Here is a 23,858-nt window from a genome sequence, read left to right as displayed (position 1 = left end):
ATAACAGGCTATCCCTAAAATAAAAGCCGGCTCTCAAAAAAGAGCCGGCTCAATATAATTTTACAATACTGCTTTTCTCTTCTTCACCACATGCGTCGCATCCTTCTGTATCATCAACTCCAGCAACTCATACCCGCCATTCGCCTTTCTATGCGCAAACTCCCGCTCCTTCTGCGTAACCGGACTCGCCCAGAACAGATTCACCTTATCTCCATACATCTCCGGCAGTTCTATCGCTTCGCCATTATACAATGCTGATGACAACACCATACTCTCATAAGGCTCCGGCAATTTGGAAGAACCAATCGTATGCCCCTCTCCCAACCAGCTAATATGCCTCCATGGAATATCGGCCATAGTTGCAATGCTCTCCGCCATCTTCATGATCTCTTCTTCAGAGAATTCATTCTTGTCTACTGCCAGCGCCAGCTCCATCCTGCGGTAAGCTTCGGAAGTATCGTTGTACAGATAAGACACCCATGGCATAGGACGAATACTCGCTCCCATGGTTAAAAAATATACAATATTATCCTTTTCAAATTTCCCCATCGCCATTGGTGGCCATTCATTGTTATCTATCGCAAAGTATTGCAGCATCTTTCCAAACCGCTGCTCATAGCTATTAATAAAATTCTCCTGTATCACCGGCCATGCGGGAGCCTCCACACTACTCCACTGATTACGGAATGCCACCGCCTCTCCTACACGGGCAAACTGCTGATTCGTACCCGGATCACCTAACGGCAATACCAGGAAATCTTCACCTTCCACACCTATACAATCCGCAGCATAAGATACTGCTTCATCTACATACAGGCTCCATCCGGGAATCACACCGAGTATTTCACCCTCATATAATACGGCCGCACCGTCATCTTCAGGCAACCATACAATCTCTAACAATTCTGCTTTCAACGGTTCCTTACCATCCGGGTGGTTACAGTACTTGCGCTGTAACATCGGCGCTGTACCATTGTGCATTGCTGCCACGTCCTTTACTTCCGGCGCGGGCAACAAATTGCGTAGCCAGCAGGCACGCATCTTATACTTTTTACTCTGTAATTCCGCAGGGAACAGGTACAAATAAGCTGTACGATCATCCTGCTCTACCGATGCATACATGGTATGCCTTCCATTCGGTTGTTCTATCAATACCTGAGGTTCCTTATTCATAATTGCAAGATATATACTTATCTCCAAACATGTTACATTTGCCGTATGGATAACCCTTTCTTTGTATCTACTGACAAATCGCAACTGGATCTCCCTATGATCCATGAATTTTTAAGTAAACGTTCCTATTGGGCCAAAGATCGTACCATTGATGCCATACAACGATCTGTTGACAATTCTCTTTGCTTTGGTGTATACACCGGTTCCGGCAAACAAGTGGGTTTTGCCAGGGTTGTAACTGATTATACTATTTTCGGCTGGCTGATGGATGTGTTTATCACAGAAACACATAGAGGACACGGTCTAGGTAAGATGCTGCTGCAAGCGGTTATGTCTCACCCGGAATTACAGACACTGAAAAGATGGGGATTGGTGACGAAAGATGCACACAGCTTGTATGAAAAGGCGGGATTTGTAGTGGTAGAAAACCCGGAGAGAATGATGGAAAAACTGGGATAAGAAGAAAAAGAAGCGGTAGAAGAATGATGGTAAAAACAGGATAAGAAGGAAAAGAAACAGTAGTCAAATCATGTAAAAACTGGGATAAGAAAAGAAAGAAGCGGTAGAAAAATGATGGTAAAAACAGGATAAGAAGTAAAAGAAACAGGAGTCTAATCATGTAAAAACTGGGATAAGAAGAAAAAGAAGCGGTAGAAGAATGATGGTAAAATCAGGATAAGAAGTAAAAGAAACAGTAACAAAATCATGGAAAAACTAATCTGAGAAGCGCATGTTTCAATAAGAATGCTGCCCAGGAAAACCAAAAGAAATCATAAAATATCTGCGCTAAGGGATATTTAAATTAAGACCTGACAAGCATTTAAATAATTTACCGTACCTTTGCATTACTTTTATTCTCTTCCTCTATAGGTTTGCGAGTAAGGCGGGTAACGTATCAACTGCAATGATAGCCTTACCAAAACATTTATCATTAAAAATATAAGATTTTGTCATTCGAACAATTAAGGCTCATTGAGCCCGTGCTGAAGGCGTTGAAAGAAGAAGGATACTCTGAGCCAACTCCTATACAGCAACAATCCATTCCATATGTATTGGACAAAAGAGATCTGTTGGGTTGTGCCCAGACCGGTACCGGTAAAACAGCCGCTTTTGCCATTCCATTGTTACAGCTGCTGTCAGAAACGACGCCCGCTGTACAAAAAGGCCCAAGACCCATCCGCGCTTTAATCCTCACTCCTACCCGCGAACTCGCGATACAGATCCAGGAAAGCCTGCAGGCTTATGGTAAATACCTTCCCCTGAAACATCAGGTGATCTTTGGTGGCGTATCACAGGTACCACAGGTAGATGCACTACGCAGAGGCATAGATATTTTAGTAGCGACCCCTGGTCGTCTGCTTGACCTGATTAGTCAGAATATTGTCACACTCAGAGATGTTAAGTTCTTCGTGCTGGATGAAGCTGACCGTATGCTCGATATGGGATTTGTACACGATGTACAACGCGTGATCATCAAATTGCCTGAGAACAGACAGACTTTGTTCTTCTCTGCAACTATGCCGCCGGAAATTCAGAAACTGGCCGCCATGATCCTGAAAAATCCTGCGAAAGTAGAAGTAACACCCGTATCTTCTACTGCTGAAACTATCACACAATCTTTATATTATGTAAAGAAACAGGATAAACGCCACCTGCTCCAACACATCCTGAAAGATGATGCGATCAAAACACTGCTCGTATTTGCCCGTACAAAACATGGCGCGGACAGAGTGGTGAAAGACCTCGTTAGATTAGGTGTGACTGCTGAAGCTATCCATGGTAATAAATCACAGAATGCGAGACAACGTGCATTGAGTAATTTCAAGAACCGTCAGACCCGTGTACTGGTGGCTACCGACATCGCTGCCAGGGGGATTGATATCGACGACCTCACGCATGTGGTAAACTTTGAATTGCCGAATGTACCTGAAACCTATGTACACCGCATTGGCCGTACCGGTCGTGCAGGTGCGAACGGTATCGCGATTTCATTCTGTGAAGAAGAAGAAAAACCATTCCTGAAAGATATCCTGAAACTGATCAACAGAGAGATCCCTTTAGTAACGGATCAACCTTTTCATGATCCGTTAGTAGGGATGCAGGCTGTGAAAGCACCCATTCAGCAAAACAGACCAAAGAAGCCACAAGGTGGTGGTGGCGGTTTCCACAGAAACAGGCAGGGTAGTGTAAATGCTCCTAAGAAACATAGACCAAAGCCTCAGGCTGCGAGATAATATTATTTTCAGAGGTTCGCCATGGCGAACCTCTGAAATATCTTTTTAACAGTTGGTATCTCAAAGTCTTTCTAACAGCTGGAACCTCTGAAATATCTTTTTAACAGCTGGTATCTCAAAGCCTCTTTCTAACAGCTGGAACCTCAGAAATATCTTTTTAACAGCTGGTATCTCAAAGTCTCTCTCTAACAGCTGGAACCTCAGAAATATTTCTCCAGCGTTAACCCATATGTAAATATTAAGTTCTCCCTTCCCGTTCGCGTTACCTTATTATATGTCATCGACGCAGTGATCGCTATCCACTTTCGCAAAGCAAAGGCTATATTATTCACCGATTTCAGGTTATAATCACTTATATCAGTAATATCTGGCTGAAAAAACTGTGTCCCATCTATCGTGATCATATTGGCAAAAACAAATTTGTAAGATATACGAACTGAGTTGCGTACGGCATCGTATACATCATGCAATGTATCGTCTATAAAGAGATCCCCCTTTTCCCATATGAAACCATCACTTAATGAGAGATAAGCGGTTTTCCTGTCAAGGAAATTATAGGCTATACCCGCACCCGACTGAAAACGATCGTTTATTTTCAACGAGAAACTTTTATCATAGTTCGCAAGTCCCCAGTAATAAATTTGTTTCACCGCACGAAAGAGACTGAAGTCAAGCGATGTAGAGAAATCATTGTTCGTGAGTTCACGGTTCGACTCTCCATACACCCAGCTGCCAAACCCGTTCATTACAATCTTTTTCCTGCTCACACCGACCTTGAACATGTTGCTCAACAGGTAAGAATTGCCTTCGTTGGTCTTGTTGATAGAACCCGTAGAAGCAAACTTCCCATAGTAGTGTACCGAATCGCTAAACTGTGCAAAAGCAGTTCCGCATAAAAATATAGTGAATATTGTGATGATTATCCTTCTCATAAAACGATGCCTTACGCACAATTAATATGCCTAAAATCAATACCTTATATTAATCCAATGCGCTTGGAATGGTCTATACCTTCTTCACTGTGTTCGAAATAACATACAGCGATCCCCTTGTCCTGCATGGCCTGCACGATTTCGCGGGTAGCAATGGCTTTGCTGTTCCGCACTTTGCGCAGGTATACAGCAATGATCTGTGTACCAAAGTGATCTACCAGTGCTTTGTAAATATTGGGATCTTCCTGCGTATCGTCGCCGAGTAAAACGAATCTCATATCAGGATAATGCTTGAGGATACGGGTGATGCGGGTGAACTTTGTTTTGTGTTTGTTTTGTCCGCTCTTTAATAATTGCCGGAGAGGTTTTAACTGGTTTAATAAAAATACACCACCTGGTAAACCATTAAAGCGGATGAATTCTCTTATATATGCATACAGGTTCCATTCACTACTGGATACATAAAAGAAAGGATTGGTGGCATGGCTTAGTAACTGGTAATGTCGTACCACTCCTTCAAAAGGTTTGCGGGTACGGGCATTGCGGGTAAACAATACCTGCAGGCGCTTCACAATCTTTGCAGAGTGGGAAACCAGGAAAGTATCGTCGATATCAGAGATGCAGCCAAACTGTGTGTAATGTGGAATAATAACTACACCGGTGGTCTCCGAAACAGGAGAATCCACTACATCTACCATCCTTACCTGTACATTGTATATTCCTGCTTCCGGCATGCGGGCAGGCCGCCATTGTAGATGGAAGAACCCATCTTTCTCCGTTATGGCCGTGACTGCTACCCCTTCCCATTCCAGCATGACTTTGATGCCTGCCACAGGCCTTACCCAGAAGAGGCGTAACAACGCAAACATATTGACCGGAAAGAACCGGCTGTAGCGTGTAACAGGCCTCGGACCAATGCCAAGTACATGACCGAATATTTCGAGGTATTCTGCCCCTCCAAATCCATTGTATACCCTGATATGAGGACGTGTCTCCATACCGAGCCTATGTAGAATTTTATTCCATACTGTCATTCAGGCGCTGATTTTGTAATGATAGCATATAAATGGCAACCTATGCGGCTACTCTTTGTGATCAATCCTGTTTCGGGCGGCAAAAAGAAGGCCGATCATGCTACATTGATAAGGAATTTTTTTAACGAACGGGCAGAAACGATTGAAATATGCATATTAGACGGCCCTGCATCGGAGCAGGAGCTGAAAAAAACAATTCAATACTGGCATCCGGATCGTGTAGTGGCTGTGGGTGGTGATGGTACAGTGAAAGCAGTAGCCTCGCATTTATTACATACACAGATCCCTATGGGTATCATTCCTGCCGGCTCTGCCAATGGCATGGCTGCGGAACTGTCTATACCCACGGAGTTCGAAAAGGCGATGGTGGTGGTATTGGAAGGAAAGGTACAGGTCATTGATGTGATCCGCATCAATCAACAGGAGATCTGTATACACCTGGGAGATTTAGGGCTAAATGCCCTGCTGGTAAAGAACTTTGAACAGAGAGGTATTCGTGGCAAACTGGGCTATGCGCTGTCTTCGATTAAGACCTTATGGCAAAAGCAGTCTTTGCAGGTACAAATCAGGAATGCAGAGGTACACCTGTCGAGGGTGGCCTTTATGATTGTGCTGGCAAATGCGAGAAGGTATGGAACAGGGGTGAATATAAATCCGGATGGCAATCTCAGCGATGGGTTGTTTGAGGTGGTGATCATCAGGAGACTTTCTTTGTGGGAGTTATTTAAGATGATCAGAAGATTTAAGCCTTTTGATCCGAAGAAGACGGAGGTGATACAGGCAGACCAGGTGACGATTATGACGCGTAGAAAAGCGCATTTTCAGGTGGATGGGGAATATTTAGGGAAGACCAGTTCTGTGAAAGCGGAGATAATGGCAAAAGCACTGCACGTATTGGTACCGGCATAATACTTTTGCAGTGCCGGATAATACATTTGCGGCGCTGCATTATACATTTCAGGCACCAGCAAATTACTTTAGGGACGCCGCATATTCCCTTTGTAGCGCCTGCATAACTCCCTTTCGGCGCCACATCTTACCCTTGTATCGCCCACATAACGCCCCAATATTACCGCTCTTCAAATTACACCCATATCGGGCAAAATACTACGTGCATTTCTTCCCTCCACTTTCTATTTTGTTTGCATAAATCAATTTTATGCGGCGATTATTTTTAGCCCTGGCAATATTGGCAGGGAACTCCCTCTTTGCACAGGATGGTTATGTATTTAAGGAGGGATTTAGGAGTGGCGCCTGTCATCAGTATGGCAGAACGGCTTTGTTTACGGATCAATTGGCATACGCCATGAGCAATGGCCCCCTGCAGGCACCAACGAATGGCAGTCAGTCATTTGATGGAGAGAAATGGCAGACAGTGACTGCCGGTGAGGATGGCGCCTTTTCCGGAAAGGCGCTGACAAATGGATATATCTATGTAAAGTACAATTCTCCGAAAGCACAGACAGCGATTTTAAACATCACCGGCCACCAGATGGTGTATGTGAATGGTGTGCCACATGCGGGTGATATGTACCGCTATGGATGGATGTTTACACCCGTGCAGTTAAAGCAGGGGGTAAATGAGTTCTACATTCGTACCAGCCGTGGCTGGGGGCGTCAGGGAATGCGTGCACAGCTCACTTTCCCAAAACAACCTGTGTATATCAGTGTGGCCGATTCTACGATGCCGTTTGTGGTGAAGGGTAAAGATAATAGTGGTTTGTGGGGTGCAGTTGTGGTGATCAACACGTCGGACAAAGCACTGAAAGGCCTACAGATAAAGGCGACAATACAGGGCAAGACCCTCACCACTACCCTGCCTGAAATCGCCCCACTGGCCACACGTAAAGTAGGATTTATGATGGATGCTTCTGCTGCGGGTAATGATAATAACAGTGTGGCACTGACGCTGAGCAGTCAGAATAAAGTGATTGACAGTAAAAACATGGCATTGAAGACCGTGAGTGCAAGCGAACATTATAGCAGCACATTCGTAAGTGGAATTGATGGTAGTGTTCAATATTATGCGGTATCTCCACAACTGAACCCGACGGGGAAAGCACCGGCTTTGTTCCTATCTGTACATGGTGCAGAAGTGCAGGCGATCAACCAGGCGAGAGCATATAAATATAAAGACTGGGGTGTATTGGCTGCGCCTACAAACAGGCGTCCACGCGGTTTTAACTGGGAAGACTGGGGCAGACTGGATGCACTGGAAGTGTTGAATATTGCAACCGCAGAATTCAAACCGGATCCTGAAAGGATCTATCTGACAGGGCACTCTATGGGTGGTCATGGTACGTGGATCTTAGGGGCTACTTTCCCTGGAAAGTGGGCGGCAATTGCACCATGTTCAGGGTATCCGACTTTGATGGGATATGGTTCTGCAGATGGATTGATTCCTGATTCACCGAAGAATAACACGGAGCAGATCCTGCTGAGAGCGAGCAATCCAAGTAATACTTTTAAGTTAGCGAATAACTATAAGGCTGGTGGTGTGTATATTTTGCATGGGGATAGTGATCGCGTAGTGTCTGTAGATTATGCCAGACAAATGAAAAAGATACTGGCAGATTTTCATCCTGATTTTAGTTATTATGAATATCCGGGTGGTGAGCATTGGTATGGGGATACCTGTGTGGATTGGGGTCCGTTGTTTTCTTATTTTAAATGGCATACGATTCCGGCAGATAGCAGTGTGAAGGTGGTAGATTTTACTACGGCAAGTACCGCGATCTCTTCTAAGTATCATTGGGTGCAGGTATTACAGCAGCAGCATGCGTTGGAATATAGCAGGGTACAGTTGCGTCGTGCAGGAAACAATATCAGTGGAACCACCAGTAATGTGGAAGTGCTGGCATTGGATCTGAAAGGATTTGATGGTGAAATTGTATTGGATGGACAGACAATAAAATATGCTTCTCATGGAGAGATATTGTATTTGCAGCATGGATCTCAGTGGACCATCGGAAAGGCACCAGCAGAAACAGATAAAGGTATTGTAAGAAATGGTACGCTGAAAGAAGCATTTAACCACAGGATGGTATTTGTATATGGCACAGCAGGTACGCCTGAGGAAAATGCATGGTCTTTGAATAAAGCGAGGTATGATGCAGAGACGTGGTATTACAGAGGAAATGGTGCAATAGATATAGTGGCGGATAAAGATTTTAAGGCTGCGGATTATGCTGATAGAGGGGTGATCATTTATGGGAATGCGACTACGAATAAAGCATATGGATTGCTGTTGAAAAATTCCCCTGTGCAGATGAGCAGAGGTAAAGTGACTGTGGGTGAGAAGAGTTATACAGGCGATGCATTGGCAGGGTATTTTATGTATCCCAGAATGGATAGTAAGGTGGCTGCTGTGGCGGTGATAGGCGGTACTGGTCTGAAAGGTATGAAAGCGGCGGAAGCGAATCAGTATTTTGCGGGAGGAAGTGGATTTCCGGATTATATGATCTTCTCTGCGGAGTTGCTGAAGGGGAAAGAGACAGAGGTGAAGACAGCAGGGTTTTATGATAATGAGTGGAAGTTGAGTGTGAAAGATGAAATAACAAACTAAATAAAAACATTCAGGAAAGAGGGAATTCAACAACGAAGAAGAAAACCATTTTCAGAAAAAAAGGGGATATATCATAATAACAGGAAGGCCATGAGAATGGCATGTACGAAATTCCCGCCTTCAGGTACCAAAAAAAGGGTCGTCTCAAAGTTTTTAAGACGACCCTTTTTTATTACCGCAATGGCCTGCGGCCGGCTATGTAATTCTCTTAAATTCCCACAATCTGCCTATTCCATCTACCGGCATACAGGATACTGACAATGTATTTCCAGGTATCTCCCACTTCATGTCCTTCATTTTACTATCCGGAGATGTAAACAGCAGCAAAGCTTCTTTATTGATCACCTCCTTATTCTCCGCACTATTTATCAACTTGCCCATTACGGTCGATAATACATGAGGTGGCTGTTCGCCGGAACTATCCAGATCGAGCAGACTTGCAGCAGCTGTATTCACCCAACCGGAATGGCCATCGTTACTAATAAATACCAGCGCCTGTGGAATGGTATGCATAATAGCAGTGAAGCGGGACATAGTAATATTAACTATACGCTGGGTATGCGATTGCTGAAGAATTTCCTTAAACCGGCACCGAATAATTTCCAGGCATTCCCGGGCACTGGCATCGAATGATTGCGGCTCACTCCACCCAAAGAGGATAAGCGCATTCACACCCGGCTCTTTTACAGGCAAAATAACGGCAGAAGAGAGCGCCTGTAATAAATCATCGAGGGCATTCCTTTCAGGGATCTGTGACCAGTATATTGCCTTATAATGATGTTGTTCCAACAATGCTGTGAGCGGATCAGGGTTCAGTATCAGATCATTCAGGTAAGACGGGCTCGCTGCCTTTACTTTGGCAGTATAGGCATCCTCGAAATCAAGTTGCAGTGAGATATAGGCCCCCAACAACTCCCGTAACAATGATATGCTGAAGGGAAGGAATGAAGTCGTATCCAGGTTCCTGTCCCAATCACTCGTCTGACTAATAAATGTAAGCGCAGTTCTTTCCCAGCGTGTCACTATAAAAGGCTGTTTATATAAAGGACTTAATAATATTGATCACCTCATCCGGTGCACTCACATGGGGAAAATGCCCTTTGGTATGCACAATGGCCAGCTGGCTGTTAGGTATATGCTTTAACATATAGTCCCCTACTTCACTGGGCACAGCCGGATCGTCTGAACTCTGTACGATCAGGGCAGGTATGCTGGATTTACCCAGGTCACTCCTGTGATCCATCTCAAAGATAACTTTTGCTACAGACAATGCAATATCTGCACGAATGGAGGATAAGCTTTTGGCAAAATTTGCGGCCAGCTCTGGTCTGTCCTGGTTTTGCACCACGAGCTGGGCAAAACCACTGGCCCAGGCGTAGTAATTGGTACTCATAGCGTGGTATAATTGTTCCAGCGCTTCCATGTTAAAACCGCCTACATAGCCGGTTTCAGGCTCATTCAGGTAACGGGGGCTGCTGCCCAGCAGCACCAGTTTATTAAAGTAAGATGGATATTTTATAGCGGAGAGCAGGCCAATCATACCGTTTACAGAGTGGCCTACATAGATCACGTTTTCCAGTTTTAACTCCCGGAGCAGGTCTCCCATATCAGTTACATACCCCTGAATAGAGCTGTAGCGGGAAGGGCTGAAGGCATTGATATCTGCCTGACCCCCACCTACATTGTCGAAGAGCACGATCTTATAATCCGCTTCAAATGCCTTGAACAGTGGCGCAAACACTGTCTGGTCAGAACCAAAACCATGACCGAAGATGATGGTTTGTGCGGCATCTGTTTTACCAATAACGTGAACGTTATTCTTCTCCTTTACTGTGTGCATATAATAATAACGGGGGGTTGCATCCGGTTAGCTAAAATAAGGAATTATATGGTTAAACAGCTTTACATGCTTTGAGGAATTCTACTACAAGATGTGTAAAAAAGCCCATAATGATTATTGCTAAAGCCTTGTTAAATCACATGGCATAGTTTATGTTTTTTTAGGTGCAGAGTCAACTTATATTTTCATTTTAAAAAAAAAGACCGAATATGATTATGCTGAACCATGCCAGCAGCCGTTTGTTAGCCGCGTTTGCATTTGCAGGACTTGTAGCTTTTTCTTCCTGTAGCAAAGATGACGACGATACTGCGATTGAACCTGATGCAACTGTTAAGATTGTGAATGTTTTCCCCGATGCAGGTAGTGTAGATGTGTACAATGGATCCAGTAAGATTAATTCTTCTGCTATTGCTTACAATGCATCTACTGCTTATCTGAATGTAGCGAAAGGCGATGCTACTTATGATTTTAAGAATACCGTTAGTGGAAATGCGGTATTGTCTCTGCCTGTTAAATTTGAGAGTGGCAGTTATTCACTGTTTGCAACTGGTAAAACCAGCGATAACAGTACGACTGGTATTCTGACGAAAGATGATCTGGGTACGCCGGCATCTGGTAAGGCAAAGATCCGTTTTGTGCATGCGAGTACAAATGCTGCACCGGAGAACTTTTTTGTGAGCGACAGTTTGTTGTTTAACAATGTGGCTTATAAGTCTGTGAGTGAATTTAAAGAGATGGCAGCCGGAACTTATACTATTAAACTGTCTAACGCAACGAGTGGCGAAACAACGATTAGTAAGAGTGATGTGGTGCTGACAGCCGGAAAGATCTATACAGTAGCGGCGATTGGGTTGGTGAATAATAATGTACTGACCGAACAGCCGCTGGCGATAAGTGTGATCGAGAATAATTAAAAGAGCGTGCAAAACAAAAAAAGCTCACACCGGTGGTGTGAGCTTTTTTTATTAAGTCAGGTCTATTACCATTGCAGGTCAAAGCTGCTGCCACCTGTGATAGTGAATACAGCTTTATTGCTACCCTTGTACACAATCGTACCTTCATAGCTAAATGATTTACCGGTAGTAGTTATACCAGTGATCTTCACCGCAGCAGTACCAGAAATGATCTGCAGGGTGGTTTTGCTAACTGTTACATCAGTAGCAGAATATTTCAGTGTGCTATAGAAAGAATTACCGCTACCATCTTTTGAGATCAGGGAAGCCTTATTGTCAAACGCCTGATTGAATACCAGATTTTTACTTGCATCATCCAGACCGGTGATAGCGAAAGTAGCAGCTGAAGTATCAGCCACAGAGATCTTGGAAGTGCCCAGTGATGTCTTTGCTGCAAATGTAAAGTTGAATGACTGGTACTGATCAGCAGCACAGGTGATCACAAATTTGTAAGTGTAATCAATGCTGAAAGTGGTAGACGCATTTGCATCAGAAGAGAATTGGAAAGAATCCTCGTCGGTATAACCGCAATCATCACCTGTTGTCTTTGCACTTTTACGTGCACCCAGATAGAGAGATGCAGTTGTAGCTGCAGCTGAAGTCTGAGCTGCTACACCACCATTGGTTACTGCAGAATTTACTACAGTTGCTACTTCTGCCTGGCTTACCGCTGGCTGGCTGCTTTCTTTGTCGTCCTTTTTACAAGATGGCATTACTACAGACATTCCGGCTGCTACACACATGAATAACAGGGCAGCTTTACTGCGCAACAAGGGGTTGCTCATTCTTTTCATAGATGAATTTTGTTTAGTTTAGAATATAGTAAAAAGGAGTAAGTAATTTTTATGTCCCCCTTTTTGCATGCTAATATATAGTAAAATATTAATATAAACGACTGATATTGATCCTTTATTGTGTATGTGAAGAAATAAAGAACTGCTTATCAAATAGTAAGCATAAAAAAGCCTCCACCAGAAGGCGAAGGCTGATTGTATACTTTTGTCACAAATGTTTATTCTTTGATCCAGGACACGGTGTACTTCGTATCGTTCAGTACCAGTGATGCCGCATCATTACCTGAGAATGTCAGTGTACCTGACAGGGCGAATGATTTACCACTGGAGCTTTCACCTTTGATATTTACTGTAGCAGTACCAGATACGATTCTCAGTGTTGATTTATTAATATACATATTGGTAGATGTAACTGTCACTGTGCTGGTGAACTTGTGCATCTTCCCAATTTTGGACTGCTGTGTACCTGTACGGATATATGTCTGACTCGCCTTGTAGAAGGTACTGTCGTCTGACAGGCCGGTTACTACAATTTTGTTACTCACGCTATCATCAGAAGACATGCGTGGGAAATCATACAGTGCTCTACCAGCAGCCTTGAATTCATATTGTGTAGGTACACCTTCTGTACAGGCCAATACCCAGCTCCACGTAATGCCATAACTCCATGTATAATAGGTAGCCGTATCTGAATTAGCGCTTGTCAGCGTTTTTGAATACGGAATATCACACTGGTCTGACAGTTTGCCTGCCTTGCGCTCACCGTTTGCGGCAGATACAACACTCAGGGCTGTATTCGTCTGCACAACCAGACCGCCACCTGAACTGCTGAAAGACTGGCTGACAGCTTCTGCCATTTCATCGGAAGTGATGACGCCATCATCTTCATCCTTCTTACAGGAAAAAACCATTATGGCCAAACCCGAGAGCATTAAAAGGGAAAGGACCGTTTTACGCACGCGTCGTGTTTTCATAGAATCACATTTTAATAGGGAATTATAAATAGGTACTGCTAGATAGTCATTATTTTCTTAATATAAAAGCATTTACCGTCAATAAATTGGAAATATTTTATTATATGTTAGCTTCTATTTTGCAAATGATTGAGAATCACACATTCATCCAATTTTTAAATTCAGGCACCCGTGCCTTACTGATTAAGATCTGTTCTTTTGGCGCTGGATGGACCTTTAGGGTCAATCTGCCATTGAAATAAAATTCAACTTCCTGGATAGCACCACGTTGTACAATAAACTGCCTGTTGGCACGGAAAAATACCGCAGGATCCAACTGTTGTTGCAACTGTTCCATCGTAAAGTCGATGATGTATTGTTTATTATCAACTGTGCCGGCATACACCAGTTCATTTGCCGTGTAAAACCAGGCGATGTTGCCCGCAGACAAGGGAATGAGCTTATCCCTGTTGTGAACAAGAAAGGATTGTTTGTAGGATTTGAATTGTGCCGCCAGTTGCTGCATCTTACTATTATCGCGCAGGCGATTGTATTTCTGTAAGCTTTGTCTTAACTCACTTTCATCAAATGGTTTGAGGATGTAATCAATACCGTTTGCCTTGAAAGCCTGTAGGGCATAGTCATCGTAAGCGGTCACAAAGATCACAGGGAGCGTTACGTTCACCTGGCTAAAGATGTCGAAGGACAGGCCATCGCTGAGACGAACATCCATAAACAGGAGTTCGCATTGCTGCATGTTGTCATTCAACCAGGCCACGGATTCAGCTACACCCGGCAGGATAGTCAATACGTCTATTTCCGGTGCAATGTCCTGGAGCATGTGCCGCAGATTGCGGGCAGTGGCTGGTTCGTCTTCTATGATCGCTACGCGTAATGCCATATGTTTATTGCAAAGGAAGTGTTACGATAAATGCCGTGGCTGTTTTCTCGATACTGATTTCCTGCTGAAGGAGGATCTTATATCGTTCGTTTAAATTCGATAAACCTATGCCTGTTCCGGGTTCAGGAAAATGAACCGGTTGTAGGTTATTCTTTACTATCAGCTCGTTTTCTTTGAATATAATTTCCAGCAGTAATGGTATCTTATTATGCTTGAGGGCATTTTCTACCAATGGCTGAAGTGACATGTGAGGAAGAAGGCGTTGAAGCTGTTCTTCCGGTATATTTATATTGAGTTGAAAACCTTCTTCATGACGCATTTTCAGCAACGCAGCGTAGGCGTTGATAGCGCTGATCTCTTCTTTTAAAGGTACTAAACCAGTATCTTCTTTTTGCAATGAATAGCGAAAAAAACGGGATAACTGGTTGATGTAATATTGTGCCTTGACAGGGTTTTCACGGACTACCCCGGAAAGACTGCTAAGGGCATTGAAAAAGAAATGCGGTTGGAGTTGACCTTTGAGTAAACTCAGTTCGGCTTTGAGGTAAGCATTGCGAAGCCGGTCATTTTCCAGTTCTTTGAAACGGGATTGACGCAGGATGTTGACTACGCGGACCTCTATCAACACTAAAATAAGTGTAAGTGTCAATTTAATGCCTAAGCCACGACCGGGCAGGAAAAAGCCGGCGCCGTACAGGTGCTTTTGAAGGGTAAGACCGATGGTGAAAAAGAAGAGTAATGCTAACAGGTTTAATAAGTGTGTGATGACTTTGTTGATCTTAAAAGTATCACTGATGTAAAAAATAACGAGACAAAAGATAAGGTTAAAACCAGTTTGGAAAATAACTTCAGATAAGTTGAAGGGTACAAAGCGGGAAATGGGTGTGTTTTCTCTTAGTGTGAAGAGTTTAGGTATGTTGAGTGCCAGTGTAATGAACAGTGAGCTGTATATGTAGAGTTGTCTTCTCATTGATGGCAAAATTGCAGTATCGCCCTGCTAAAATTATAGAAATAAAGGTGAAGCTGCAAAATTGAGGGGTGGACTAAAAAAAGAGGGTGTATCTGATTTATGATACACCCTCTTATAAATTTACAATTCTCTGATCCAGATGTTCCTGAAGCTTAAAGGCTCGCTCTTATCGCCATGTGCCTGTAATTTGATCGGACAAGCACCATGTGATTTTTCGTAAGAAGCCTTGCCTATGTACTTAGTTGGGCCTTGCAACGCTGTATTATTTTGTACCAGTATACCGTTGAAGAACACGGTCACACGGGCAGGACTTTGAACAGAGCCATCACTATTGAACTTTGGCGCTGTCCAGATCACATCGTAGGTCTGCCATTCACCTGGCTTTTTGTTCGCATTTGCCAGTGGAGGCGTTTGCTTGTAGATACTACCTGCCTGACCATTTACATAGGTCTTATTGTTGTAGTTATCCAGGATCTGCAACTCATATCCATCATCACCAGGGCCTGTGGATGCTAAAAACAGTCCGCTGTTTCCCCTACCCTGTCCGGTACCTGTTATATCCTTTGGTACCCGCCATTCAATATGCAGTTGGTAATTCGTAAAAGACCTTTTCGTTTGTATATTTCCGGTATTCTTTTCCACAGTCAGGATACCTCCGGATACCTTCCAGCCTGCAGGCTGGGAAGGATCTTTGACAGAAACCCACTGGTCCAGGGTTTTGCCATCAAACAAAATAATTGCGTCGGAAGGTGCGTCTGTGTTAATCTTACCGGGGGTTACTACAGCAGGGACTGGTTCCCACACTTCTGTGTCTTCGGGTTTGGTCTGCGCAAATAACGTGGCTGAAAGCGCAACAGCCGCTACTGTTGCTAGCGTTTTCTTATGCATGATCACTAAAATTTAATTCTCTAAATTAAAAAAGCTATCGACAAATTACAATCCGGCTATCATATTTCTTGTAAAGTAGCTATCTCCTTAGTATCTTCATTAAATATTATATGAATAGGGTACAATGTCGACATGGAATTAACTGAATTCATATCGGGCCTAATCAACGAAGGTAATGTATCTGTGGCCGCTGATCTGCTGACTTTCGGGGAAGCCGACCTGCGCACAGCTGCTATTCACCTGCAACAATATTATGAAGACGACTGCCGCGAGATGCCTCATACCGCACCCGACCTGGATATGGATGCTGCACTCTGGGCCGCAGGCCACCTGTACACAATCGTACAGTTCATTCTATTGCGTAACCTGGATGCCGCTCTCCTCGAAACCCATTTACCTGCATATACTGGTGAAAGAACCCCCGCAGCTATTTATTCGGCAGACCTGACCCTTCGTTATCTGCCAGATCTGTTCCTGCTGGCTAAAGGACTTTCGCCCACTGACCCATTGATCACCCGGTTTTACCAAACCGCTCATCAATGGCCATTTTCAGCAGCCGCCATTCCTTTACATGAACAGGTAGACCTGTCTGCCATTAATGACCATCCATCCTTAAGGCAGGCATATACAGACAGGATCATCCAGGCAAGAAACCTGTCTCAATGCCGTCTTCCTGAAAACCTGCCATTTGTACAAGCAGCCCTGGGATCACATGCTGCCTTACTCTGGCCTCAGTTCGATACAGTTTTTAATGAAATTATATTATGACCTTACCCACAACCCCGCTGGTAGATAAGCTCAACGATGTCCTACAGCACCTGAAGAAGACTTTTGTTGGAAAAGACGACATCATCGATCTGATGGGCATCTGTCTCACCGGCAGGGAGAATTTATTCTTATTAGGCCCTCCGGGTACTGCTAAAAGTGCCATGGTGCGCGCCCTTGCCAACTTACTGGAAGGTAAAACTTTTGAATACCTGCTCACCCGTTTCACCGAACCAAATGAGCTCTTTGGTCCTTTTGACATCCGCAAACTGAGAGAAGGCGACCTCGTGACTAACACAGAAGGTATGCTCCCCGAAGCGAACCTGATATTCCTGGACGAACTCCTGAATGCCAACAGTGCTATTCTCAACAGCCTCCTCATGGCGCTTAACGAAAAGATCTTCAGAAGAGGAAAAGAAACCAAAGCCCTCCCTGCCCTGCTCTTTATCGGCGCCAGCAACCACCTGCCTGAAGACGAAGCATTGCAGGCACTTTTTGACAGGTTCCTGCTGCGGGTACATTGTGACAACGTAGATCCTGCTGACCTGGAAAAGGTATTGCAGGCCGGCTGGCAGCTGGAACAGGCAGACTATGCTACCCCCGCAAAAATCAGTGCGGAGGAAATAAGGGAACTGCAAAATATTACGATCGCCATAGACCTGTCTGCCATCAGAGGGTCCTATATTACATTGATACAACAACTACGCAATGCAGGCATCCAGATCTCTGACAGAAGAGCGGTAAAACTACAACGCCTCATTGCTGCCAGCGCTGTGCTCTGCAAAAGAGACACCGCTATCCTTTCGGACCTGTGGGTGCTGCGCTATATCTGGGATACGGAAGAACAACAGGAAATCATCGCTGCCATCGTCAATGCGGCACTGGCAGTTGCGGAGGAACCGCACACCTCCACTCACCCAAGAGCCACTATCAACAGCGCTCCCGACGCAGATGCCATTTACAGGGAAGTTCAGCAAATGACCACACAATGGGAAGCTGCCGACACCTCTCCTGCCGAAAGAGCACTGATCAAAGACAGGCTCCGCTACCTGAATGACCGTTGTGAATGGATCAACAACGATACGCAGAAAAACTTTGTTTTAGCGCCGATAGATCATTTGTGGGAAAAGATCATGCAGACTAACTGATGACTGAAAGTGTAATTACATTAGCACCAGCCGACGTAAAGGTATTGGCCCAACTGCGCACCAGAGTTGACCTGGTCGCAGCATGGCACAAGGACCAGATATGGGTAAAAGGCATGGCTGACAATGCTTTTCGCCAGCTGCCCGCATTGCGCACCTGGAAACTGGATGCTGTGAACCGCCTCTTTGCCCCCGGGGCAATGACGCCGGATGAGACTTTGCCTGTACTGGAATGGCAACCCCTGACCGATTTTATTGCCGTGCGTCTGCCGGCTTCCGGGTTGCCCGCTTTTGCTACTACCAAACAGCTTGTAAAATTAGCTCCCTGTACCACTACAGATGAGAGCTTCGCTATACTGACAGAGATGCGTACCCTGGAAACATATGTATCCACAGCACCACAGATCAGACTACGACACCTGCGCTTTGCAGCTTCTGCACGCGGACAGGTGCTGGTAGCCGGTGTGCCGTTGCCTTCTGTACCAGGTACTTCATATACACTGAAAGACAGGATACTGATGCCGGCAGGTTACGATTTCGATCCACCTGTTATCCGGCCATTGGTGGCCGGGAAACTGGAAGGATCAAGGACGCATTTTTTGCTCTTTCATGTGAATGGACAATATGAAATGATCCCGGATACATCCTTTGTTCACGTCACCCGCAGCGCCGTCAGGCTTACTGCCGAAACCCTGACCCATGTATTATAAACAAACCCTTGAAACCACCGCCTACTTCAAATCGGCCGACGATTACTTCTGGCATTGGGCAGATGAGGGGGAAGTGATTGAATGGCAGGATGGACGTACACTGATTTACAGATCATCGCTGACAGAAATACTGGCGGAGTTGAAAGATTGTTTTCCTCCACTGGGAGCTTTGTTGCTCTTGCTGAATGCAGGCAAAGAAGATAAAGCCCGTCTATGGCAAACATTACATAACATTTATCAAAAAATACACCTCCATGTCAAGGATGAATATGCCTGGATAAATGATGCTTATAACCTGCTGGATATACTGGGCAGTCTACCTGACCTTAACTGGCTTGGAAACAAAAAAATCCACTTATTACAAACATTATGTTCTGCTGTTGCACCCACTGTAAGCAGTGACGTAGCGGGGAATATCCTGGATAATTTCAACAGTGGTAACCTGGATAAAAATATCCTGATTCCTGTGCCACTCAGCAAGTTTATTGTGGAAGCAGACCTGCAATACCTGGCAGCTATCTACAAAGCAATCGGCAACAGGGAAGAATTGCTCCTGAAGTTGCAGACAAGTGTGAGCGAACTGCCCAAACCATTGCCGGTATTGATTCCAGAACCACCACAGACAGATCTCCTGTCTGAATTGGCCAGCGATCCGGCTACAGCAGGTTTTACAAAACTCACCAGGCAAATGATTGCCGCACTACATATTCCCATGCATGTACAGGGTAGTAGTGACCAGTTGTTTGGCGGTGTGTCTGATATCAGTAACAGGGGGAATTTTGACAGGTTATTAATCAGCGAATTAGCCCATGATGAGCTGTCGCTGATGGTGCGACTCGCGAATAATGAAGCCTTGTATTTACGCAGGGAACAACTCCCTGCCGACTATCAGCCGGAACGTTTCTTACTGGTAGATACCAGTATCCGCATGTGGGGGACTCCCCGCTTGCTGGCCATGGCTGCAGCATTGGCGTGTTCGCTTCAAAATAAAAAAGGAGAACTGCCCGCTTATGCTCTGACAGGATATGACTATACTCCTATACAACTGAGCACCAAAACAGGTGTAGCCAGTGCACTGGAATTGTTATCGCCTGAACTGCATAGTGCAACAGGGTTAACAGCTTTTGCAAAAAATGTTTTGCAAAAACAACAACAGGAGTTTTTCTTAATTACTGATGAAACGCTGTTTCACGCAGCACCGTTCCAGGAAGCCTTTGCAGCGATCCGTAAATTCAATGGTTACCTGATACTGGTAAACCGTGAAGGCAGGGTACAACTCTTTCATTACAATAAAGGGCACCGGCATTTGTTGAATCATGCCATGTACGACCTGGAATCTATTTTTACTGCGACAGACATGTTGCCTGCCAACTATAGCCTGCCGGCATTTTTACATCAGCAGGAAGCGCCTTTGTATTTTCCATTCAGCACCATGCAACTGCATTATTATTACTATAATGCTATGCAGTTTGGCGGTGTTGTAGTTACAGAAGACCAGCGGTTACTCTACTGGAAATCTATTGCATTCGGGGCAAATGAAATATTCAGAGATCTTCCGAAAGCCGGCACCTATGCCTTCGGGCATAGTGAGCAGGGTACTATTTATGTATTGCTCTATCACAACGAAGCGCTGTATTTATACTACCTGAATACAACCATCCAGGCCGGCTCACATCATATTATCGGTCAGCGGCTCACAGGTACTATCGTGATCGCTTATGAAGATAAAACCTTCTACATCACAGATGCAAATGATACGTATACACTCTCTGTAGATACGCTGTTTATTAAAGCTATAGGCAGATGGGATGGCAACATGGTGCTTTCTGCCAGAGCTGATCATTTACGTGCTTTGAAGAAGATCATCAACTGCGGGTACAATATGTACAGACAGGTGAAGAGTATCAAAGTAAGTCCTTCGGGCAGACTGGCCATCAACCACATGGAGCTGCGGCACAATGCAAATAAACTGTCGCTGGAAAGCTGGACCACGGTGAACAATGTTATTCCCAACCTCAACGGCCAGGAGAGTACCATTCCCGGCACGCAGATCCGCATTACCAGGTATGTGCTGAATACGGGTATTGAAGCATGGATGGATTCAAGGGGATTATTGCACCTCCGTAGTCAGGATCCAAATGTGCGTGAGATCACGCTGGTCGTGATACAAAATAAACCGACTGCCTGCTGGGCGGCTGATGGCGCGTATTGCGGGTACCGGTATTTTATTGGTGACAACCACGACCGGCAGGTGCCCGCACATACTTTTTACGAATCATATATACAACCATACATAGATCATCTGAAATGATTTTGCAGCTAACATATGATCCATCCGTTTGTCATCCTGTACTCGGAGCTTACATCAGGGGGAATACCCCTGCGGAGTGGTTTGGGGAAATTCAGCGATGGGATGTACCTCCCGGCTCACTGACCTGCATGCTACTGCCGGAAAACAAATCCAGCATGGAGCCTGCGGGTATGATGGTCGTATTTCATCCCAAACATATTCCGCATCTTAGTCAAATCGCACATCCCTATACGATTATCGGAAAGAAGCTGCTGATACCTGTTCATGCTAAGTTACTGCCCACCCTCAGCCTTAGTGAGATGGCGGATCTACTGGTGTGGGAATGGCAGGTGATGCACCCGAATCTTGGTTTCTTTGGCTTTACGACGGCAGACCTTGTATCACTCAGCGATCTGCTGCAAATGCCGGCTGTCATTGACCATTCATGGGATATGGCACATCCGGGTATGCCTGCCATGGCGTCTCTGCGCATGATCAATGTAAAGCGGAAGGAAGATGATACACCCCTGATAGATATGCTGAAAAGCAGTGTAGATATAAAGCCCCTGAATGAAATACCCATGGCGGCACCACCGCTGAAAGGTTTCAAAAAAATAAAAGCATTCCTGCTCAAAGCATTCATGTCGCTGTTAGGTAAGCGGGGTAATAAGGGGCAAAGCAGTATGTACCAGTGGATGCAAAACCAGCTGGAACACCTGCAGGAAAAGAGGGACAAAGAAGTGGAACGCCTGCTCAATATGTTCGACGAGAACCTGGGCGAAGCGTTGCAATACGCCATACCGTTAGGCTCGCAACATGCCAGCAGAGGTGTAGCGCCCCCATCGGCCTCGCTCTCGAAAAGGAATACGCATTTCAGCCTTGGCAACCTGGCTGGTGGCGGTGGCCCGGTAGATGCATGGAACGTAAACAGGTACTATGAACAGCTGCATAAAAAATACATGCGTGCAGCACTGCAGGCATTAGAAAATAAAGACTACAAACAGGCAGCTTACATCTATGCACACCTCCTGCAGGATTACAATCTGGCGGCAAAGGCATTGGTACAGGGCGGATTTTTCAGAGAAGCCGCCGCCCTGTACAGGGATTACCTGAACAGGCATTTGCCCGCAGCAGAATGCCTGGTACAGGGAGGATTACTGCTGGAAGCTATCGAAATTTACAAAGAACTGGAAATGTTTGAGAAGGTGGGAGATCTGTATGGAAAACTCGAACAAATGGACCTGGCCAGGACCTATTACAGGAAGAGTGTGCAGCTGGCCCAGCAACAAAATGAATTGCTGAAAGCGGCCGAGATCCTGGAAGATAAACTGAATGCTCCTGACGAGGCTTTGCGATTATTGTACAGGGGATGGAATGGCTATAACCGTGCCGCTGACCACCTGGAACAATACTTTGAGGTGGTGAGCAGACATACGCCGGAGCAACTGCCTTTGCACATCAGAAAAGTGTATCAGAAGAGTAACCCGGAGCAACTGACCTTGTTCCTGCAGGTGATGCTTTTTGTAAACAATAAACACAGCAATCCTGCTGTAAAACAAACTGCCACCGATCTGAGCATGCACATCATCAGTGACCAGGTGAAACAGGGTAATACCAGGCACCTGTTTTTGCTAAAACAATTCTTACCGGAGGATAAGCAATTGCCTGCGGACCTGTTCCGATACAAGAGTACAGTGGCTGCACAGCCAAAGAAAAAGGTGAACAGCAGACGGATCAACCTGCCTACAGGGATTACCTGGGCAGGGATGATACGGCATAACCAGCAATTGTTCATCATCGGCATCAATGCACATTCGTTTTACCTGCTCAGGATCAGTCCTGACTTTGAAATAGAGCAATATTCATGGACTACCATGCAGATGCTCCCCATGTTTGATTATATCGTGAGTGGATTTCCGGAAACAAACCGCCTGATGATCTACCTGAGCATGGAAAATGACTTTGAAGATCAACCGAAAATACTACCCGCGAACCTGCATTTCAAATATGGCATGAGTGTAAGCTTCCCGAACTTCCTGCAGCAACATGTAGTAGGGTTTGTGGTCAAGATAGCAGGGGCTGTGACGCAGTTTGGCCTGAATGAACGGGTATTGAGCATCTGGCATTTTTCGGGAGATGGGGAACTGGACAGGCAGTATACCTGTACCATGGATGATTCAACCATCCTCTGCGATGACAGACCTTACCCTACCCCGGTCTATCAATGGAATGATTTCTATTATTTCCTGCTGGAGGGGGTATTGTACTGCTCGGATGACCTTGGTAACTGTACCAGGCTACAATCGGCGCCACCCGTAAACCTGCTGGCTGCGGTACCAATGGTATCGACAATACTGTTTGGGCTGACTAAAATGGGGATTGTGACCATCCAGATCAATAAACAGCAAATGTCCATCGCTGGTGCACCGGTGCCCGTATCTCACAGGGTGGTGGCCATGGCGTTTATCCCGGGAGGACACCTGGTGGCAGTAGGTGATCAGCTGGCGAGTGTGTTTAAAGTGGAGGGGGCCATGTTGACCCTGGAGCACGAAGTAGCGCTGGAAGAAGAACCAGAATCTGTGATTGAGGGAAGTGTAAGAGGTGAATTTATCCTGTTGGGAAAAAATAAGGTGCTGAGTGTCATGGACGTAAACAATCTGTAAGATATTAACAATTCATATAAGCTTTCTATCGTAAATTTGAAATACCTG

20 protein-coding genes are annotated in these 23,858 nt (G+C 45.1%); 10 read left to right on the top strand and 10 right to left on the bottom strand.

What is annotated here, in order from left to right:
• Positions 1–60 precede the first annotated feature (60 nt).
• On the bottom strand, positions 61–1,173 hold the full coding sequence (locus tag SIO70_RS15530) for a suppressor of fused domain protein (RefSeq protein ID WP_320581767.1): 1,113 nt from the start codon (positions 1,171–1,173) through the stop codon (positions 61–63).
• A gap of 45 nt (positions 1,174–1,218) precedes the next feature.
• Between SIO70_RS15530 and SIO70_RS15525 the strand changes: the two genes are divergently transcribed.
• Complete coding sequence (locus SIO70_RS15525) at positions 1,219–1,632, top strand: GNAT family N-acetyltransferase (RefSeq protein WP_320581766.1); 414 nt, start codon at positions 1,219–1,221, stop codon at positions 1,630–1,632.
• Positions 1,633–2,120: 488 nt separating this feature from the next.
• The gene (locus tag SIO70_RS15520; protein WP_320581765.1) at positions 2,121–3,407 is read left to right on the top strand and encodes a DEAD/DEAH box helicase; all 1,287 of its coding nucleotides are present in this window, start codon (positions 2,121–2,123) and stop codon (positions 3,405–3,407) included.
• A 200-nt stretch (positions 3,408–3,607) separates the two neighbouring features.
• On the opposite strand, the gene SIO70_RS15515 is transcribed toward SIO70_RS15520, so the two are convergent.
• Both SIO70_RS15515 and SIO70_RS15510 read right to left on the bottom strand, forming a co-directional pair.
• Positions 3,608–4,339, bottom strand: coding sequence for a DUF481 domain-containing protein (locus SIO70_RS15515; RefSeq protein WP_320581764.1), 732 nt, complete (start codon positions 4,337–4,339; stop codon positions 3,608–3,610).
• A gap of 44 nt (positions 4,340–4,383) precedes the next feature.
• Complete coding sequence (locus SIO70_RS15510) at positions 4,384–5,337, bottom strand: App1 family protein (protein WP_320581763.1); 954 nt, start codon at positions 5,335–5,337, stop codon at positions 4,384–4,386.
• Positions 5,338–5,415: 78 nt separating this feature from the next.
• Between SIO70_RS15510 and SIO70_RS15505 the strand changes: the two genes are divergently transcribed.
• Positions 5,416–6,282, top strand: a complete 867-nt coding sequence (locus SIO70_RS15505; protein ID WP_320581762.1) for a diacylglycerol/lipid kinase family protein — start codon at positions 5,416–5,418, stop codon at positions 6,280–6,282.
• Positions 6,283–6,532: 250 nt separating this feature from the next.
• Positions 6,533–8,938 (top strand): alpha/beta hydrolase-fold protein, encoded by a 2,406-nt coding sequence (locus SIO70_RS15500; RefSeq protein WP_320581761.1) that lies wholly within the window; start codon positions 6,533–6,535, stop codon positions 8,936–8,938.
• 195 nt (positions 8,939–9,133) lie between these two features.
• Here SIO70_RS15500 and SIO70_RS15495 read toward each other — a convergent pair whose 3' ends face one another.
• Both SIO70_RS15495 and SIO70_RS15490 read right to left on the bottom strand, forming a co-directional pair.
• Entirely contained in the window at positions 9,134–9,961 is an 828-nt protein-coding gene (locus SIO70_RS15495; RefSeq protein WP_320581760.1) for a hypothetical protein, read from the bottom strand.
• A gap of 13 nt (positions 9,962–9,974) precedes the next feature.
• The gene (locus SIO70_RS15490) at positions 9,975–10,778 is read right to left on the bottom strand and encodes an alpha/beta hydrolase (protein ID WP_320581759.1); all 804 of its coding nucleotides are present in this window, start codon (positions 10,776–10,778) and stop codon (positions 9,975–9,977) included.
• Between the two features lie 209 nt (positions 10,779–10,987).
• Between SIO70_RS15490 and SIO70_RS15485 the strand changes: the two genes are divergently transcribed.
• Positions 10,988–11,692 (top strand): DUF4397 domain-containing protein, encoded by a 705-nt coding sequence (locus tag SIO70_RS15485; protein WP_320581758.1) that lies wholly within the window; start codon positions 10,988–10,990, stop codon positions 11,690–11,692.
• Positions 11,693–11,757: 65 nt separating this feature from the next.
• On the opposite strand, the gene SIO70_RS15480 is transcribed toward SIO70_RS15485, so the two are convergent.
• From SIO70_RS15480 to SIO70_RS15460, 5 genes are all read right to left on the bottom strand, one after another.
• Entirely contained in the window at positions 11,758–12,525 is a 768-nt protein-coding gene (locus tag SIO70_RS15480; protein ID WP_320581757.1) for a hypothetical protein, read from the bottom strand.
• A 218-nt stretch (positions 12,526–12,743) separates the two neighbouring features.
• On the bottom strand, positions 12,744–13,499 hold the full coding sequence (locus SIO70_RS15475; protein WP_320581756.1) for a hypothetical protein: 756 nt from the start codon (positions 13,497–13,499) through the stop codon (positions 12,744–12,746).
• A gap of 136 nt (positions 13,500–13,635) precedes the next feature.
• Positions 13,636–14,379 (bottom strand): LytTR family DNA-binding domain-containing protein, encoded by a 744-nt coding sequence (locus SIO70_RS15470; RefSeq protein WP_320581755.1) that lies wholly within the window; start codon positions 14,377–14,379, stop codon positions 13,636–13,638.
• A 4-nt stretch (positions 14,380–14,383) separates the two neighbouring features.
• Positions 14,384–15,349 carry a sensor histidine kinase gene (locus SIO70_RS15465; RefSeq protein ID WP_320581754.1) on the bottom strand — a complete coding sequence of 322 codons (966 nt, stop codon included), beginning with the start codon at positions 15,347–15,349 and terminating at the stop codon, positions 14,384–14,386.
• 120 nt (positions 15,350–15,469) lie between these two features.
• Complete coding sequence (locus SIO70_RS15460; protein WP_320581753.1) at positions 15,470–16,237, bottom strand: DUF1080 domain-containing protein; 768 nt, start codon at positions 16,235–16,237, stop codon at positions 15,470–15,472.
• A 132-nt stretch (positions 16,238–16,369) separates the two neighbouring features.
• On the opposite strand from SIO70_RS15460, the gene SIO70_RS15455 reads away from it, so the two are divergent.
• From SIO70_RS15455 to SIO70_RS15435, 5 genes are read left to right on the top strand one after another with little or no spacing between them, the layout of a single operon-like run.
• Positions 16,370–17,005 (top strand): hypothetical protein, encoded by a 636-nt coding sequence (locus SIO70_RS15455; protein WP_320581752.1) that lies wholly within the window; start codon positions 16,370–16,372, stop codon positions 17,003–17,005.
• On the top strand, positions 17,002–18,150 hold the full coding sequence (locus SIO70_RS15450) for an AAA family ATPase (protein ID WP_320581751.1): 1,149 nt from the start codon (positions 17,002–17,004) through the stop codon (positions 18,148–18,150). Before SIO70_RS15455 ends, SIO70_RS15450 begins: the two co-directional genes overlap by 4 nt.
• Positions 18,150–18,857, top strand: coding sequence for a hypothetical protein (locus SIO70_RS15445; RefSeq protein WP_320581750.1), 708 nt, complete (start codon positions 18,150–18,152; stop codon positions 18,855–18,857). Before SIO70_RS15450 ends, SIO70_RS15445 begins: the two co-directional genes overlap by 1 nt.
• Positions 18,847–21,168: a hypothetical protein gene (locus tag SIO70_RS15440; protein ID WP_320581749.1), complete on the top strand. Its 2,322-nt coding sequence runs from the start codon at positions 18,847–18,849 to the stop codon at positions 21,166–21,168. Before SIO70_RS15445 ends, SIO70_RS15440 begins: the two co-directional genes overlap by 11 nt.
• Positions 21,165–23,810: a hypothetical protein gene (locus SIO70_RS15435; protein ID WP_320581748.1), complete on the top strand. Its 2,646-nt coding sequence runs from the start codon at positions 21,165–21,167 to the stop codon at positions 23,808–23,810. The genes SIO70_RS15440 and SIO70_RS15435 overlap by 4 nt, the downstream gene beginning before the upstream one ends.
• Positions 23,811–23,858: the final 48 nt, after the last annotated feature.

The organism is Chitinophaga sancti (assembly GCF_034087045.1).
GTDB classification, from domain to species: domain Bacteria; phylum Bacteroidota; class Bacteroidia; order Chitinophagales; family Chitinophagaceae; genus Chitinophaga; species Chitinophaga sancti_B.
The sequence above is the reverse complement of the archived record's forward strand: the minus strand, read 5'-3'. Positions and strand labels throughout refer to the sequence as shown.